Genomic DNA, 14,777 nt, shown 5'->3' on the forward strand with positions numbered 1-14,777 from the left:
TGTCGTGCCCTGCGCCTTGGTTGCAGGTGCGGTCACCGGCTCCGACGGTCACCGGCTTCCGCGGTCACCTGGGGGAGGACGGTGCCCAGACGCTCGGCGACGCCGAGGATCTCTTCCATGCTTTTGACGTAGAGGTCCCGTTTCCCGTCGTCGATGGCTCGTCGGCAGTCCGCGCCGATCGTCCGGGCCTGCGCCAGCAGCGCCGGCCACCGTTGCTGCAGAGCGGGGTCGGGCAGCGGAAAGTAGGCGCCGAGCTGCTGGGCGGCCGTCTGCAGTCCGAGGCAGTGCGGGCGTATGACGCGGGCCGCGTAACCGCGGTCGGTGAGGGCCCTGTCTCCGTCGTCCCCGAGGGCCGTCACGACGCCGAGGAGTTCGCCGGTGATCGCGGCCAGGAGCTTCCTGCCTCCGAGACGTAGCCATGCGTCCGATTCGAGGGCGAGCACCTCCGCGGACGGCGTGGTGGTCCGGGCGGGAGCCAGGTCTTCACGGGTCAGCGAAGTGCGGACGCCGGACTGTCCGCCGGTGCCGAGGGGGAGACTCGCCGCGGTGCTCAGCGTGAGGGCGGCCAGGCAGATGACCGCCACCGCGGCCTTGCGGGCCGGGCCGCTGAACCGGGCCGGGTCCCGCGGAGGAGGCAGGGGCGAGCGGCGCGCCCGGTCACCGGTGCCCGGGCGCGCCGCTCCCAGCAGCCGCCGGGCCGCCATGGCGACCACGGCGGTGAAGGCGGAGACGAACACCGCCAGTCCCAGAACGAGCGGCAGCACCACCTCGGTCAACGGCCAGGCGCCCCCGGGTGTCCAGGCGCAGGTGGTGCGCAGCGTGGCCAGTCCGCTCACGCAGCCGTCGGCTGAGATCAGCAGGAAGACGGCGGTGACGCCGGCGAGTCCCGTCACCCCGGCGGCCCCGGCCGCGGCCGGCACCGGGAACCGGGGTGTCGCCGAACCGGTCACCGCTGCCGTGGCCACGACCACTGCGATGACCACCACGACGAGCCATGTCACCAGCAGCAGGACCTGCTGTCCCAGCAGCTGGCCGGTCGGCGGCCGCACGGCGTGCAGCCGGGCCAGGACCACGACCACACCCAGACAGGCGCCGCCGGCTCCGAGTACCGAGGCCAGGGCGAGCCGCCGGAACGACGGCAGCCGCCCGGCCTGCCACACGGTCCCTTCCCCCGGCTGCAGCGCACGGATCACCCACGTCGGTGTGCTGCCCGTCGCCCCGACCGCCCACGCCAGCAACGGCAGCGCCCACAGGGCCGTCGCCGCCCACAGCAGTGACGTGTCCGCCTCCCACGGCAGGACGACCGACATCACGACGGCGATCGCCGTGAGCGTGCTCCCACCGAGGGCGGGACCCGGCAGATCCTGCTGGAGTGCCGTGCGGATCGCCGACTCCGAGTAGGGCCAGCCCGCCGCGAAGAGCTTGCCACTGCTCTGCCACCAGTCGTACGACATGGCGAACACGACCAGCGTGGCCAGCAGCCCCACGGCGAACACAGGCCGCAGGCTGCGTCCCCGCCAGCAGCGCAGAACGAGGTCGGCGAACTGTGCCGTCCAGCATGTGACGAGCACACTGATGACGACGAGCAGTGCGAACACCTCGGGGTGCCGGGGCAGCACACGCCACCCGGAGACGCTGCCGGTCAGCACCTCCCCGAGGGCGAGCCCCACCCCCAGCCACCAACCGGCGCGCAGACCCGAGGGGGCTCGGCCGCCCGTCAGCACAGCCCGGGCCGCGGCGCGCCACAGGGTCACGCCGACCGTCGCCGCGATCAGACCGGCGACCGTGTCCGCCGCCAGATGGATCACCCACCCGGTTCCGAAGCCGTACAGCTGTCCGGCGCAGATCGACGCGGTCGCGCCGGTGAGGAACAGCGTGAGCGCGGAGGACCGGAACAGCTCCTGCGTGTCGGCGAGCGCCTGTCTGCGCCGCTCCCAGTCGGGATGACTCCGCCACAGGGAAACGAAGGCCCGCAGAGCCGTACCGGACCTTCCGCGGTCCCGGTTCGTCCTGTCGGTCGCGCCGAGCCAGCCCGCCGGGTCGGCCCCCCACCGGAGGGCGTCGGCGTCGGCGTACAGTTCGCGGGTGCGCAGGATGTCGGCGCGGGCCAGGAAGACGAAAGCGATCATGGCCGCTGTGGCCGCCATGTCGCGTGAGGTGGCCACCAGCGACGGGGCACCGAACACCGCCGACGACAGCGACACATGCAGGGACAGCGCCGCCCAGACCACGTAGCCGGGAAGGACGGTGAACAGGAAGACGCGCCACAGGGCCACCGTCGCGTAGGTGATGTCGACGTCCTGATTGCGGATGTGGGCCACCTCGTGCAGCACCACGGCGCGGAACCGCAGCGGATCGCGGTGCCGGACCACTACGAGGCCGCCGTGCAGGCAGACGACATGGCGGCGCCACCGTCCGAAAACCACGGCACTCGCGGTGCGTGCTGCGGGGGCCACGACGAAGCGCGGCCGTCGGGTGAGGCCGGCGACGTCGACGAGTTCGTCGAGGACGGCCGGCAACTCGCCGTGCCGGTCGATCACCTCGACCGGTACGAGCCTGCGGTGGCGTTGCCTCCACCAGGGCAGCGTCCAGTACAGGGCAACGGCGACCAGCACGAGTGCCGTCACGGCGGACGGCACCAGCCAGGGGGAGGCGTGCGGGACGAAGCGGTCCAGACATGCCCGGAACGCCTTGTCCGCCCTGACCGTGGCCACGCCCACGCCCAGGTAGTCACCGCGCGGATCAGCTCCGGCGGCCAGGGCGCAGCCCACGGACATGTTGCGGGGATCGGTCAGCGAGTGACTGATGGCCGACGCCACGGTGGCACTGCTGGTCAGGAACAGCACGATGAGCAGGATGAACCGCGGACCGGTGCCGGCCCCGAGGAGGCGCTCGTCCACGCGGCCGGAAGGAGATAACAGCGCCGCGTCCGCGCTCATGTGCGGTCTCCTCCGTCCGGTCCGCGCCCGTCCTGGAGCCCGGTGTCAGCCGGGGCGGTGGAGTGCGGGCCCGCGCCGCCGTCCCGGTCCCGTCCGGCGGTGTCGGCCTGTTCGTCGCCCCGTTCCTGTTCCGCGGGTAGCACGAGGCGGGCCACGACACGTTCGGCGAGCGCCTCGGCGGCCCCGCGCTCCAGGCCGCTCTCCACGGCCAGCTGAACCACCCGCAGACGCACGGCTTCGAGCTGCCCCGGTTCCAGCGGAGGCAGCACGCGCGGCGCCGTCGGCCGGCGCCCGATCCGGCGCAGCCACAGCCTCGAACGCCGGCCGGCGGAGGCGACGCCGGCGGAGACGATCTGACGCGCCGCTTCGTCCAGTGCCATCCACACCACGGGGGTCACCAGAGCGGCGGCCTCACCCAGTCCGAATCCCAGTGGATCGCGGTCCTGTCCGCTCGCAAGACGCCGCAAGGCGCTGTCGTCGTCCACCAGGAGGAGCCCGTCGAGCAAGATCAGCTCATGCGGCGCCAGCTCGTTGACGATCACTCGGACGACGTCCCGCACCGGTGTCCCCACAGCCGTTTCCGGTCCCCCGTTCACCACATCCCCCTCATCACGTCCACGCGCCAAGTCGCTTCAAGGTACTGCGGGGGGGACATCCGGCACGGCGAACTTCCCTGCCTGTCCGCGTTCTTCACCCAATCCGAACCGGCACCGAACGGACCCCGGTGACACCGTTCCCGCTCGGAACGGTTCCAGCTCCCCGCCACCCCGTCCCTCGGTTCCCTGGCAGGCAGCTCACCAGGGAACCGGGCCGTGCTCGTCGAAGAAGCCGCCGGTCGGCCCGTCATCGGGCAGCGTGGCGAGCCGGACGACCACGGCCGCGCCGTCGGCCGCGGTGCGGGTGAGGCCGGGGAACGCGGTGGCGAGGTCGGTCGCACACGGCCCCGGATCGGCGGCGTTGACCAGGATGTTGCGGCTGCGCAGTTCCTTGGCGTACTGAACGGTCAGCGAGTTGAGCGCGGTCTTGGACGGGACGTACGCGGCCAACGGGGGCCGGGTTGTGAAGTAGTCCTCGGGATCGGTCATGCGGGCGATGGAACCCAGTCCACTGCTGACATTGACGATCCGGGCGGCGGGGGAGCGGGCGAGCAGCGGCAGCATCGTGGTGGTCACGCTGATCACGCCGAACACGTTGGTCTCGAACACCTCGCGTACAAGGGACAGTTCGACACTGCCGGGGCTCTGGGCGGCGAGGTCGCCGGCGATGCCGGCGTTGTTGACCAGGATGTCCAGCCGGCCGAAGCGCTCCTCGATCCAGCGGGCGGCGGACAGGACGCCGGCGCGGTCGGTGACGTCCAGGGTGACCGGGTGGACCCGCGGACCCAGGGCGGCTGCGGCTGCCGCACCGCGGTGCGGGTCGCGCGAGGCCAGCAGGACGTTCGCGCCGAGCGAGGCGAGCCGGGCTGCGACCTCGCGCCCGATGCCCTTGTTGGCACCGGTGACCAGGGCGGTCGTGGTTTCTGTCATGCGTTCAGCCCACCACGGGGGCGGCCGGGAGTTCCAACACCGACCAGGCACGCAGCGATACCGTGCGGGTATGGAAAGACTGGAGGTCCGCGAGCTCGTCTACTTCACCGCTGTCGCCGAAGAACTGCACTTCGGCCGGGCGGCCGTCCGGCTGGGGATGACCCAGCCGCCGCTCTCCCGCGCCATTCGGCAGCTCGAACGACGGCTGGGCGTGGCCCTGTTGGAACGTGGCAGTCGCCGGGTCGCACTGACCGAGGCGGGGGCCGTCCTGCTCCGCGAGAGCCGTACGGTGCTCGACGCCGCGTCGGCCGCGGCGCGCCGCACCCGGCGGGCCGGCCGCGCCGACCCGCGTCTGGTCCTGGTCATCAAGCCGGGCGGCGACGGTGGCCTGCTGCCCGCGATCCTCGACGCCTATCAGGCTGAGCCGGGTGCGCTGCCGGTCGAGCTGGTGTGCAGCTTCGGCGAGCGTGAGATCCTCCTGCGGGAGGGTCGTGCCGACGCCGCCCTGCTGCACCGCCCCCACCACGACCTCACCGGCCTGGACACCCAGGACCTCCTGACCGAGACACAATTTCTCGTGGTGCCCACTTCGCATCGCCTCGCGGGCCGTACCCGGGTCTGCCTGAACGATCTCGCCGGGGAGCCCCTGCCGTGCTGGCCGGGCGCATCTGAGGGTGGCTCACCCGGACCCGAGATCCACGACCTTGCGCAGCTTCTCCACCTCATCGCCTTGCGCCGCATGGTCGCCGTCCTCCCCTCCTCCATCCGCGACCAGCTCCGCGACGACCTGGTCGCCGTCCCGGTCGATGACGCCGAGCCCACCACGCTCGTCCTCGCCTGGCCCGAGCACGCCACCTCCCCGGCCCTGGCCGCCTTCGTCCGCGCGGCCGCCGCCGTGGCGGGCCCGGAAGGCCGAGGGAGCAAAGGGAACGCGCCCGGTACGAGGGTCGGATTGTGATCCGCCGGTCGGTGACCTTGGCCAAACGGCAGAAAGGCCTCTGTCCCGCGTTTCCGCGAGACAGAGGCCTTTCGTGCAAGGGTGAGTGACGGGACTCGAACCCGCGACATCCTGGACCACAACCAGGTGCTCTACCAGCTGAGCTACACCCACCATGACCGGTGGTGACTTTGTGGTCTTTCCGACCGGCCGAGAAAAAGTGTACAGGGTCCGAAGGGGTGCTCGCGCACGGCTTTCGCGGCGGCCCTCCTGGGACCCCGGGACGGCTACTGGGCAGGCAGGACGTGCTTCGCCGCGATCGACTTCGCGGTGTCCGAGTCGGGGCCGGGCTGCGGTACGAAGATGGCCTCGCGGTAGTAGCGCAGTTCGGCGATCGACTCGCGGATGTCGGCGAGCGCGCGGTGGTTGCCGTTCTTCTCGGGGCTGTTGAAGTACGCCCGCGGGTACCAGCGCCGCGCCAGCTCCTTGACGCTGGAGACGTCGACGATCCGGTAGTGGAGGTATCCCTCCAGGGCCGCCATGTCCCGCGCGAGGAAGCCGCGGTCGGTGCCCACGGAGTTCCCGCACAGCGGGGCCTTGCCGGGTTCCTTCACGTGCTCGCGTACGTAGGCCAGGACCTGCTCCTCGGCCTCGGCGAGCGTCGTGCCGCCGGCCAGCTCGTCGAGCAGCCCGGACGCGGTGTGCATCTGCCGCACCACCTCCGGCATGGTCTCCAGTGCCTTGGCCGGCGGACGGATGACGATGTCCACGCCCTCGCCGAGCACGTTCAGCTCGGAGTCGGTGACCAGTGCGGCCACCTCGATGAGCGCGTCGTCCGACAGCGAGAGGCCGGTCATCTCGCAGTCGATCCACACCATGCGATCGTTCATGTGTCTAACCTTACGGCGCGCCGCCGCGAGCCGGACCGGCCGTGCGGCGACCTTGTGCGCGAGGTCACCGGCGGTACCCCGAGAACGGCGACCGCCCACCCGGCCGAGCCGGGTGGGCGGTGACGCGGATCAGCTGCCCGTGCGCGGGCCCGGCAGGCTGGCCGACAGGCCCACCGCCGCTGTCCTGCGGGTCTGCATCGGCAGTACCCCCTCGGGGTACTGGACCGGCAGCGGACCCGACGGCGGCAGCGGAGCCGGTTCCGGGGCGTCGGAGCGGTCGGGCTGCGGACGGCGGGCACGGTACGCCGCCCGGTAGGCCGCGGGGGACGAGCCGAGCTGGCGGCGGAAGTGACCGCGCAGCGCGACGGGGGAGCGGAAGCCGCAGCGGCCCGCCACCTCGTCCACCGAGTAGTCCGACGTCTCCAGGAGGCGCTGCGCCTGCAGCACCCGCTGCGTGATCAGCCACTGGAGCGGGGCGCTGCCCGTCAGTGACCGGAAGCGGCGGTCGAAGGTGCGGCGGCTCATGTACGCGCGCGCCGCCAGCGTCTCCACGTCGAACTGTTCGTGGAGGTGCTCCAGCGCCCAGGCGACGACCTCGGCCAGCGGGTCGGCGCCGATCTCCTCTGGTAAAGACCGATCGAGGTAGCGCTCCTGACCGCCGGAGCGGCGCGGCGGTACCACCAGGCGGCGGGCCAGTGCCCCGGCCGCCTCGTTGCCGTGGTCCGTGCGCACGATGTGGAGGCAGAGGTCGATCCCGGCCGCCGTACCGGCCGAGGTCAGGACGTCCCCGTCGTCCACGAAGAGTTCCCGTGGGTCGACGTGCACCGACGGATAGCGCTTGGCCAGCGTCGGCGCGTACATCCAGTGGGTGGTGGCCGGGCGGCCGTCCAGCAGTCCGGCGGCGGCCAGGACGAACGCCCCGGTGCACAGCCCTACTATGCGCGCCCCTTCTTCGTGCGCGCGGCGCAGCGCGTCCAGCGCCTCCTCCGGTGGTGGCGCCGTTATCGAGCGCCAGGCCGGCACGACGACCGTCCCGGCGCGTGAGATCGCCTCCAGGCCGTGTGGCGCGGTGAGTTCCAGGCCCCCTGTGGTCCGCAGCGGGCCTTCCTCACCACCGCACACCAGCAGTCGGTAGCGCGGCACGCCGGCGTCCTGGCGGTCTATCCCGAACACCGACAGTGGTATGGAACTCTCGAAGATGGGGCCGCCGCTGAACAGCAGCACCGCGACGATCTCCTTGCGGCGTCGCCCGGACAGTTTCCGGGCCGCGGCTTCCGGCGCGGCAGTGGAGTCGTGGCTCATACTGCTAAGCCCCCCTCGGTGGTCGCGGCTCCTCGGTTGTGTCGCTCCTGCACGTTTCCCCTTGGTCCTGCACGAGTCCCCCGCCGTAAGACGTCAAGATCGAATCTACTGGTTCCCGCGGCGTCGCGTTGACCAGTTCGACACGCCGCCGATTGTCGACATGACAACTTGGCGTGAAGCATTCGATCACGAAGGGTTGCACTCGCGGGCCGTGCAGGGAAGTGCGCCTCGTGGCAGTGGCCAAACCGCGTAGGGTGCACGGGGTCTCCCGGACCCTTTCCGTGCAGGTGGAACGGGGGTTGGGGGGTGGTGGGGGCGCCCCTTGCACGAGGTGGGGAAGTTGGCTGAAAAGCAGCGTTCGAGGGTGTTAAAACCGGTCAGTCGACCGGTGTAGTGCGCCTGGGGTCCGGTGCGGTGCCCCTGGTGTGACGTCCGCCTCCCCGGGATGCGGCCCCGTGCCGCCCACGCCTCCCGCGCTCCGAGCGGCGCAGCAGGTACCGGCACGCGGCGGTGACGGCGGCGAGGCCGAGGGCGGTGCCCGCCGCGCCGGCCGGCGAGGTGCCGTACCAGAGGAGCACCACCGGGACGAGGACGCACGAGAACACGGCCCAGCGGACCACGTCGCCCGCGGCGTCCGCGGCGTCCGGGGCGGGACGCGGCCGGCGGGTGGCGGGGCGCGGTCCGGGCATCGGCGTACTCCCTGTCGTGCTGCTCTCGTGCCGTGATCAACGCGCGGCGGGGCGGACGGTCACCGTACGTGCGGTCCGGCCTGTCCGAATCCTGCGCAAACCGCCTGTACGGGGCAGCAACCATTGCGTTACGGGCGCGGCTCGTGCATGCTCCGGGGAACCCCTAACCGGTTCCGGGGAGGGTCCCCTACGGAGCGTGCGCGGGATCTGGGCTGAGGAGGCGTGCCGCCGTACCCTTGGGGGTATGGGCTTGGGAAGATGTTTCCCGGACACAGCTCCGTCGCACTCTGTCGTCCCTCCCATACATAAGGATCACAACGCCGAGACAGCCATGGCCGGTCACGAATTCTTCGATCCAGCGGACCGCAAGCGACCGGTCGCCGACCCCACGGCGGCCGACGCGCTGGCGGCGGAAGAGTCACGTCCTTCCTGCGATCCCGCCTTCAAGCACGGGGTGGTCGTCGGCTTCGACGGCTCCACCTCCAGTGAACGCGCCCTCGCCTACGCGATCGGGATGGCACACCGCTCCCGCACCGGGCTGATCATCGTCCACGTCGCCAACCGGCTGCCGACCACCGTGTGGGCCGGCTGCGAGCCACCCGTCTTCGTCGACGTGCCGGACCACCGCACCGAGGTGCTCGGTCTGGAGCTCGCCTGCGCCGACTACCTGTCGGAGGTGCCCTGGATCCTCGTCGAGCGCGGCGGTGACATCTGCCACGAACTCGAAGAGGTGGGGCGGGAGTACGAGGCGGACGCGATCGTCGTGGGGTCCACCCACGGGATCGTCGGCCGGATCTTCGGCTCCGTCGCCGGGCGGCTCGCCAAACGGGCCCGGCGACCCGTCGTTGTCATTCCGTAACGCTCCGTTCTGCCGTGCAGAGGTGTTTGTGCCCTTGTGAAGGGCATATATCGGTCACCGCGTACCACTGCACGGAGCTTGAAGGGAGCCCGCCATGGACAACGACGTCTCCGCGGGAAGCGGAACCACCACCGTGGCCGGCCGACTCGCCCTGGGAATCACCCTGTTGGCGTTCGGCCTCGGCACCACCGGCGTCATCGACAACGTCACCACGTCCGACGCCGTCTCCATCGCCCACTACGTGGGCGGAGTCGCCCTCTTCCTCGTCGGCCTGCTGGCCTTCCGCGACCGTGACACCGTGAGCGGCACCGGCTATGTGGCCCTCGGTGCCCTCTGGTTCACCTGGGCCGTCTCGTCCGCCGACCACACCTCGGCCAACGGCGCCGGCCTCTTCCTGCTCCTCTTCGCCCTCGTGGCCCTGTCGTTGACCCTCGCGGGCGGGGACCAGCTCGGACAGGGCGTGTACGGGCTGCTGTTCCTGGCGATGCTGCTGCTCGCCGTCGCGAACTTCGCCGACAGTTCGTCACTTGCCAAGGTCGGAGGCTGGGTTGCGGTGGCCGCGGGGGCGGTGGCCTGGTACGCCGCCACCGCCGCGCTCGCGCACTGGCCGACGGTGCTGCCGAGGCGGGCTGCCGGGCGTGGGGTGACGGCCCACGGCTGAAACGGCAGCCGACGCCGGGGAGTTGGGCGGACCCGGCGATCCAATGAGCGGACCCCTGCGTGGCAATTGGGCCCACGTGGGGGTCCGTTCGGTTGTACGGCCCGCGCGGGCCGGTGGGGGCTGCTCGCGCAGTTCCCCGCGCCCCTTCAGGGGCGCGGGGAACTGCGCGAGCAGCCCCCACGCACCCGCGCGTTCGGACGGTCCTACTCCACCGTCACCGACTTCGCGAGGTTCCTCGGCTTGTCGATGTCGCGGCCCAGCGCCTTCGCCGTGTGGTAGGCGAGGAGCTGGAGGGGGATGCCCATCAGGATCGGGTCGAGCTCGTCCTCGTTCTTCGGGACGACGATCGTGCGGTCGGCCTTCTCCTGGTGCTGGTGGGCCACCGCCAGGATCCTGCCGCTGCGGGCCTTGATCTCCTCCAGGGCCGCGCGGTTCTTCTCCAGCAGGTCGTCGTCGGGGACGATCGCCACCGTGGGCAGCGCCGGCTCGATCAGCGCCAGCGGCCCGTGCTTCAGCTCGGACGCCGGGTAGGCCTCCGCGTGGATGTAGGAGACCTCCTTCAGCTTCAGGGACGCCTCGCGGGCCACCGGGTAACCCCGGACGCGGCCGATGAAGAGCATCGAGCGGGCCTCGGCGTACTCCTTCGCCAGCTGCTCGATCTCCGCCTCCTGGGCGAGGATCTCCGAGATCTGGGCCGGCAGCTTGCGCAGCCCCTCGATGATCCGCTTGCCGTCGCGCACCGACAGGTCGCGGATGCGGCCCAGGTGCAGGGCGAGCAGGGCGAACGCGACGGTCGTGTTCGTGAAGCACTTCGTCGAGACCACGCAGACCTCCGGGCCCGCGTGCACGTACGTGCCGCCGTCCGCCTCCCGGGCGATCGCCGAGCCCACCACGTTCACCACGCCCAGCACCCGCGCGCCCTTGCGCTTCAGTTCCTGCACGGCGGCGAGGACGTCGTACGTCTCACCGGACTGGGACACCGCGATGTACAGGGTGTCGGGGTCGACCACCGGGTTGCGGTAGCGGAACTCGGAGGCCGGCTCGGCGTCCGCGGGGATGCGGGCCAGCTCCTCGATCATCTGCGCGCCGATCATGCCCGCGTGGTACGAGGTGCCGCAGCCGAGGATCTTCACCCGGCGCACGGCGCGCGCGTCCCGGGCGTCCAGGTTGAGGCCGCCGAGGTGCACGGTGGAGAAGCGGTCGTCGATCCGGCCGCGCAGCACCCGGTCGACCGCCTCGGGCTGCTCGAAGATCTCCTTGTGCATGTAGGTGTCGTGGCCGCCCATGTCGTACGACTCGGCCTCCCACTCCACGGTGGTCGGCTCGGCCGTCGTCCGGGTGCCCTCGGTGGTGTACGTCCGGAAGTCGTCGGCCTTGAGGGTGGCCATCTCGCCGTCGTCCAGCGTCACTATCTGCCGGGTGTGGGTGACCAGGGCCGCGATGTCGGAGGCGACGAACATCTCCTTGTCGCCGATGCCGAGGACGACCGGGGAGCCGTTGCGGGCCACCACGATGCGCTCGGGGAAGTCGGCGTGCATGACCGCGATGCCGTACGTGCCCTCGATCAGGCGCAGCGCCTGGCGGACCTTCTCCTCCAGGGTCTCCGCCTGGGAGCGGGCGATGAGGTGGGTGAGGACCTCGGTGTCGGTCTCGGAGAGGAACTCGACGCCGTCCGCGGTCAGCTTGCGGCGCAGCTCGGCCGCGTTGTCGATGATGCCGTTGTGGACGACGGCGACCTTCTGGTCGGCCGACATGTGCGGGTGGGCGTTCACGTCGGAGGGGGCGCCGTGGGTGGCCCAGCGGGTGTGGGCGATGCCGGTGGTGCCCTTGAAGCGCGCCGGGACCTTCGCCTCCAGGTCGCGGACCCGGCCCTTGGCCTTGACCATCTTCAGGCCGCCGGCCTTGGGCGTGGTGACGACGATGCCCGCCGAGTCGTAGCCGCGGTACTCCAGCCGCTGCAGACCTTCGAGGAGAAGGGGAGCGACGTCGCGCTTACCGATGTATCCGACAATCCCGCACATATATAGGTGTTCCGATCCTCAACCTGGAAGGTCAGCCGTAGACGAGCCGGCGCAGCTGCCGGAGGGTGAGCTCCGGCGGTGCGACCGCCCGGTACTTCAGGTCCGCCGCGATCCGGTCGAAGATCTCCGCGTTCACCAGGCCTTCCGCCTGGAGTTCGCGGTGGCGGCGCCGGACGTAGTCGCCGGCCGTCTCGTCGAAGTAGGCGAGCACGTCCTGGATCACCCGCAGCGCCTCGCCCCGGCTCAGGGGCGTGGACCGCGTCAGATGATCAACAAGTTCGTCGTGCACCCGGTAGATCCTGGAGTACCGGCGTCGGTTTCGCAAGAATCCTGCCCGATTCCGGGCAACGCTCTGTTGAATCTCTTATGGGGTGCTGTTCTCAGCCTGTCCATCCTGTGTCTTGCGCCACGTTGCTTGTGGAGACGATTTTCAGACGCCATGGACATTCCTCGTATGGGCGTACCCGATGAGCTCGCCGACCGCATGAGCATGGCCGAGCAGCACGAGTACCTCCGCGCCAAGTTCTCCCGGCGTTCCATGATCAGAGGCGGCGCCGTCACGCTCGGCGCCGTCACGGGCGGTTCCTTCGTGCTGGGCGGCACCGCCCAGGCCGCCGCCCCCACCCGTTCCGCCGCCCCCGCCGCCCCGTACGTCGACGGGGCCTTCGTGGCGCCGTTCGGCCGCCACCTCGCCTTCGGCAACGACGCCGGCACCGAGATGACGATCTCCTGGCAGGTCCCGGTCCCGGTCAAGCGGCCCTTCGTCCGGATCGGCACCCACGCCGCGCACCTCTCCGTGAAGATCGAGGCCGAGGTCCGCTCCCTCTACACCCCGGCCGGCATCGGCGCGAGCGGCGACCACACCCAGTACTACGTGCACGCCAAGCTGACCCACCTCAAGCCCGGCAAGACGTACTACTACGGCGTCGGCCACGACGGCTTCGACCCGGCCTCCCCGCGGTTCGCCAGCACCATCGGCACCTTCACCACCGCCCCCTGCGGCAAGGAGCCGTTCACCTTCACGGCCTTCGGCGACCAGGGCGTCAGCTACCACGCGCTGGCCAACGACAGCCTGATCCTCGGCCAGAACCCGAGCTTCCACCTGCACGCCGGTGACATCGCCTACGGCGACCCGGCCGGCCAGGGCAAGTCCACCGACACGGGCTTCGACTCACGCACCTGGGACCAGTTCCTCGCCCAGACCGAGTCGGTCGCCAAGTCCGTCCCGTGGATGGTGTCGTACGGCAACCACGACATGGAGGCCTGGTACTCGCCCAACGGCTACGGCGGCGAGGAGGCCCGCTTCACCCTGCCCGACAACGGGCCGGACAAGAAGAACCTGCCGGGCGTCTACTCCTTCGTGCACGGCAACACGGCGATCATCTCGCTCGACCCGAACGACGTCTCCTTCGAGATCCCGGCCAACCTGGGCATCTCGGGCGGTACCCAGACCAAGTGGTTCGAGGCGCAGCTGAAGAAGTTCCGTGCCTCCAAGGACATCGACTTCATCGTCGTGTTCTTCCACCACTGCGCCTACTGCACCTCCACGGCGCACGCCTCGGAGGGGGGCGTGCGCCAGGAGTGGGTGCCGCTGTTCGAGAAGTACACGGTGGACCTGGTCATCAACGGCCACAACCACCAGTACGAGCGCACCGACGTCATCAAGGGCAACACCGTCGTCAAGAAGCTCCCGATCGGCGAGACCGCCTACCCCGAGACCGAGGGCGTCGTCTACGTCACCGCGGGCGCGGCCGGCCGCAGCCTCTACGCCTTCACCGCCCCCGACTCCTACGAGGGCCACCTGAACGAGGTCGACTCCGTCGCCTCCTTCATCAACACCAAGGACGGCAAGGTCAACGAGACCGTCACCTGGTCGCGGGTGCGCTACCTCAACTACTCGTTCCTGCGCGTGGACGTCGAGCCCGCCCCGCGCGGCCAGTACGCCAGGCTGAAGGTGTCGGGCATAGCCGAGACCGGCGACCGCATCGACCACTTCACGGTGGCGCGCAAGGCCAAGTAAGGCTCCGCGGGCGGTCCTCACATGCGTTTGAGGACCGCCCGCTTGGCCGTCGTGAACTCGTCGTCCGTGAGCACCCCCGTGCGGCGCAGCTCGCCCAGCTCACGCAACCGGCGCAGCAACGCGTCGTGATCGGCCTCGGACGCCTCGGACGCCCCCGGCTCACCGGACGCGTCCGGTACGGCGGCCGCCTCCGGTACGGCGGCCGCCGACGGATGCGGCAGCCGAACCTGCACCGCCGCCGCGACCAGCGCCATCAGCGGATCCCGCTTGAACCCCCACAGCTCCACCGCGTTCCGGTCGTACCTGGCCCGCTCCCGGGCCGCCGCCCCGGCCACCCGGAACCGCAGACAGCCGTTCTCGCGACCGGCCGAGGGCTGCCACTCCACGCCCTGGATGTCCGCCAGGGCGAGCGTGCGCGGACCCCCGGCGGCCTTGACGTCCTCCGTCTTCCAGTTCCACTCCAGGCGCACCCGCTCCCCGTCGAACGACGCCGTGCCGTCCCCGGCGGAGACCGACAGCGGCACCGGCGGCCCCGGCAGCAGGTACTCGCGCACCGGCGTGCTCGGCACCCCCCGCAGCAGCAGCGCGTCGCGCACCTCGTCCGTGACGTACTCGGCGACCCCGTACCGGTCGGGCTCGACGGTCAGCCGGTAGGGGTCGTCGGCCTCGGCGAGCCGGCCCCCGGTGGCGTACGTCAGCGGATCGCAGCCGTCCCGCAGCCGCAGCCTCAGCCGCCCGGACCGCCGCCCCCGCTCGACCGAGATCCCGGCCAACGCCCCCAGCGGCACGACGACCTCACCCAGCTCCCGGCGCAGTACGCCGACGTTCCTGTCCGGCCCGGGAGTCAGCCGCAGGGCGTCCCCGTCGAAGACCCACGTGCCTTCCTTCTGGATGATTTCCGCCACGGGCCGATTGTTCCACCGGCCCGGGAGA

Annotated in this window: 13 protein-coding genes and 1 tRNA gene; 4 read left to right on the forward strand and 10 right to left on the reverse strand. The window is 71.0% G+C overall.

Features of this window, described 5'->3' with window-relative positions:
• Positions 1-32: 32 nt before the first annotated feature.
• The 3 genes from AB0G52_RS05950 to AB0G52_RS05960 form a co-directional block, all read right to left on the reverse strand.
• Complete coding sequence (locus AB0G52_RS05950) at positions 33-2,939, reverse strand: M48 family metalloprotease (RefSeq protein WP_361334113.1); 2,907 nt, start codon at positions 2,937-2,939, stop codon at positions 33-35.
• Positions 2,936-3,499, reverse strand: coding sequence for a hypothetical protein (locus AB0G52_RS05955; protein WP_361334116.1), 564 nt, complete (start codon positions 3,497-3,499; stop codon positions 2,936-2,938). The genes AB0G52_RS05950 and AB0G52_RS05955 overlap by 4 nt, the downstream gene beginning before the upstream one ends.
• A gap of 234 nt (positions 3,500-3,733) precedes the next feature.
• Complete coding sequence (locus tag AB0G52_RS05960) at positions 3,734-4,465, reverse strand: SDR family NAD(P)-dependent oxidoreductase (RefSeq protein ID WP_361334119.1); 732 nt, start codon at positions 4,463-4,465, stop codon at positions 3,734-3,736.
• A 70-nt stretch (positions 4,466-4,535) separates the two neighbouring features.
• Between AB0G52_RS05960 and AB0G52_RS05965 the strand changes: the two genes are divergently transcribed.
• The gene (locus AB0G52_RS05965) at positions 4,536-5,423 is read left to right on the forward strand and encodes a LysR family transcriptional regulator (protein WP_361334122.1); all 888 of its coding nucleotides are present in this window, start codon (positions 4,536-4,538) and stop codon (positions 5,421-5,423) included.
• 80 nt (positions 5,424-5,503) lie between these two features.
• Here AB0G52_RS05965 and AB0G52_RS05970 read toward each other — a convergent pair.
• From AB0G52_RS05970 to AB0G52_RS05985, 4 genes are all read right to left on the reverse strand, one after another.
• A tRNA-His gene (locus AB0G52_RS05970) sits at positions 5,504-5,576 on the reverse strand.
• 113 nt (positions 5,577-5,689) lie between these two features.
• On the reverse strand, positions 5,690-6,292 hold the full coding sequence (orn, locus tag AB0G52_RS05975) for an oligoribonuclease (RefSeq protein ID WP_132890653.1): 603 nt from the start codon (positions 6,290-6,292) through the stop codon (positions 5,690-5,692).
• Positions 6,293-6,421: 129 nt separating this feature from the next.
• On the reverse strand, positions 6,422-7,594 hold the full coding sequence (locus AB0G52_RS05980; protein ID WP_132890654.1) for a helix-turn-helix domain-containing protein: 1,173 nt from the start codon (positions 7,592-7,594) through the stop codon (positions 6,422-6,424).
• A gap of 377 nt (positions 7,595-7,971) precedes the next feature.
• Positions 7,972-8,283, reverse strand: coding sequence for a hypothetical protein (locus tag AB0G52_RS05985; RefSeq protein ID WP_361334126.1), 312 nt, complete (start codon positions 8,281-8,283; stop codon positions 7,972-7,974).
• 331 nt (positions 8,284-8,614) lie between these two features.
• Between AB0G52_RS05985 and AB0G52_RS05990 the strand changes: the two genes are divergently transcribed.
• On the forward strand, positions 8,615-9,142 hold the full coding sequence (locus AB0G52_RS05990; RefSeq protein ID WP_132890655.1) for a universal stress protein: 528 nt from the start codon (positions 8,615-8,617) through the stop codon (positions 9,140-9,142).
• Positions 9,143-9,236: 94 nt separating this feature from the next.
• A complete protein-coding gene (locus tag AB0G52_RS05995) occupies positions 9,237-9,803 on the forward strand; it encodes a GPR1/FUN34/YaaH family transporter (RefSeq protein WP_132890656.1) in 567 nt (188 codons plus the stop codon).
• A gap of 203 nt (positions 9,804-10,006) precedes the next feature.
• On the opposite strand, the gene glmS is transcribed toward AB0G52_RS05995, so the two are convergent.
• Together glmS and AB0G52_RS06005 are read right to left on the reverse strand one after the other, a co-directional pair.
• Positions 10,007-11,824 carry a glutamine--fructose-6-phosphate transaminase (isomerizing) gene (glmS, locus tag AB0G52_RS06000; protein ID WP_132890657.1) on the reverse strand — a complete coding sequence of 606 codons (1,818 nt, stop codon included), beginning with the start codon at positions 11,822-11,824 and terminating at the stop codon, positions 10,007-10,009.
• 31 nt (positions 11,825-11,855) lie between these two features.
• On the reverse strand, positions 11,856-12,113 hold the full coding sequence (locus tag AB0G52_RS06005; RefSeq protein WP_132890701.1) for a hypothetical protein: 258 nt from the start codon (positions 12,111-12,113) through the stop codon (positions 11,856-11,858).
• Positions 12,114-12,278: 165 nt separating this feature from the next.
• Here AB0G52_RS06005 and AB0G52_RS06010 point away from each other — a divergent pair, with 165 nt between their 5' ends.
• The gene (locus tag AB0G52_RS06010) at positions 12,279-13,844 is read left to right on the forward strand and encodes a metallophosphoesterase family protein (protein WP_361334131.1); all 1,566 of its coding nucleotides are present in this window, start codon (positions 12,279-12,281) and stop codon (positions 13,842-13,844) included.
• 17 nt (positions 13,845-13,861) lie between these two features.
• Here the strand turns inward: AB0G52_RS06010 and AB0G52_RS06015 are convergent, their stop codons facing one another.
• Positions 13,862-14,749 (reverse strand): DUF4429 domain-containing protein, encoded by an 888-nt coding sequence (locus tag AB0G52_RS06015; protein WP_361334134.1) that lies wholly within the window; start codon positions 14,747-14,749, stop codon positions 13,862-13,864.
• Positions 14,750-14,777: the final 28 nt, after the last annotated feature.

The sequence above is a fragment of the Streptomyces sp. NPDC021562 genome, assembly GCF_040640875.1.
Classification (GTDB): Bacteria; Actinomycetota; Actinomycetes; order Streptomycetales; family Streptomycetaceae; genus Streptomyces.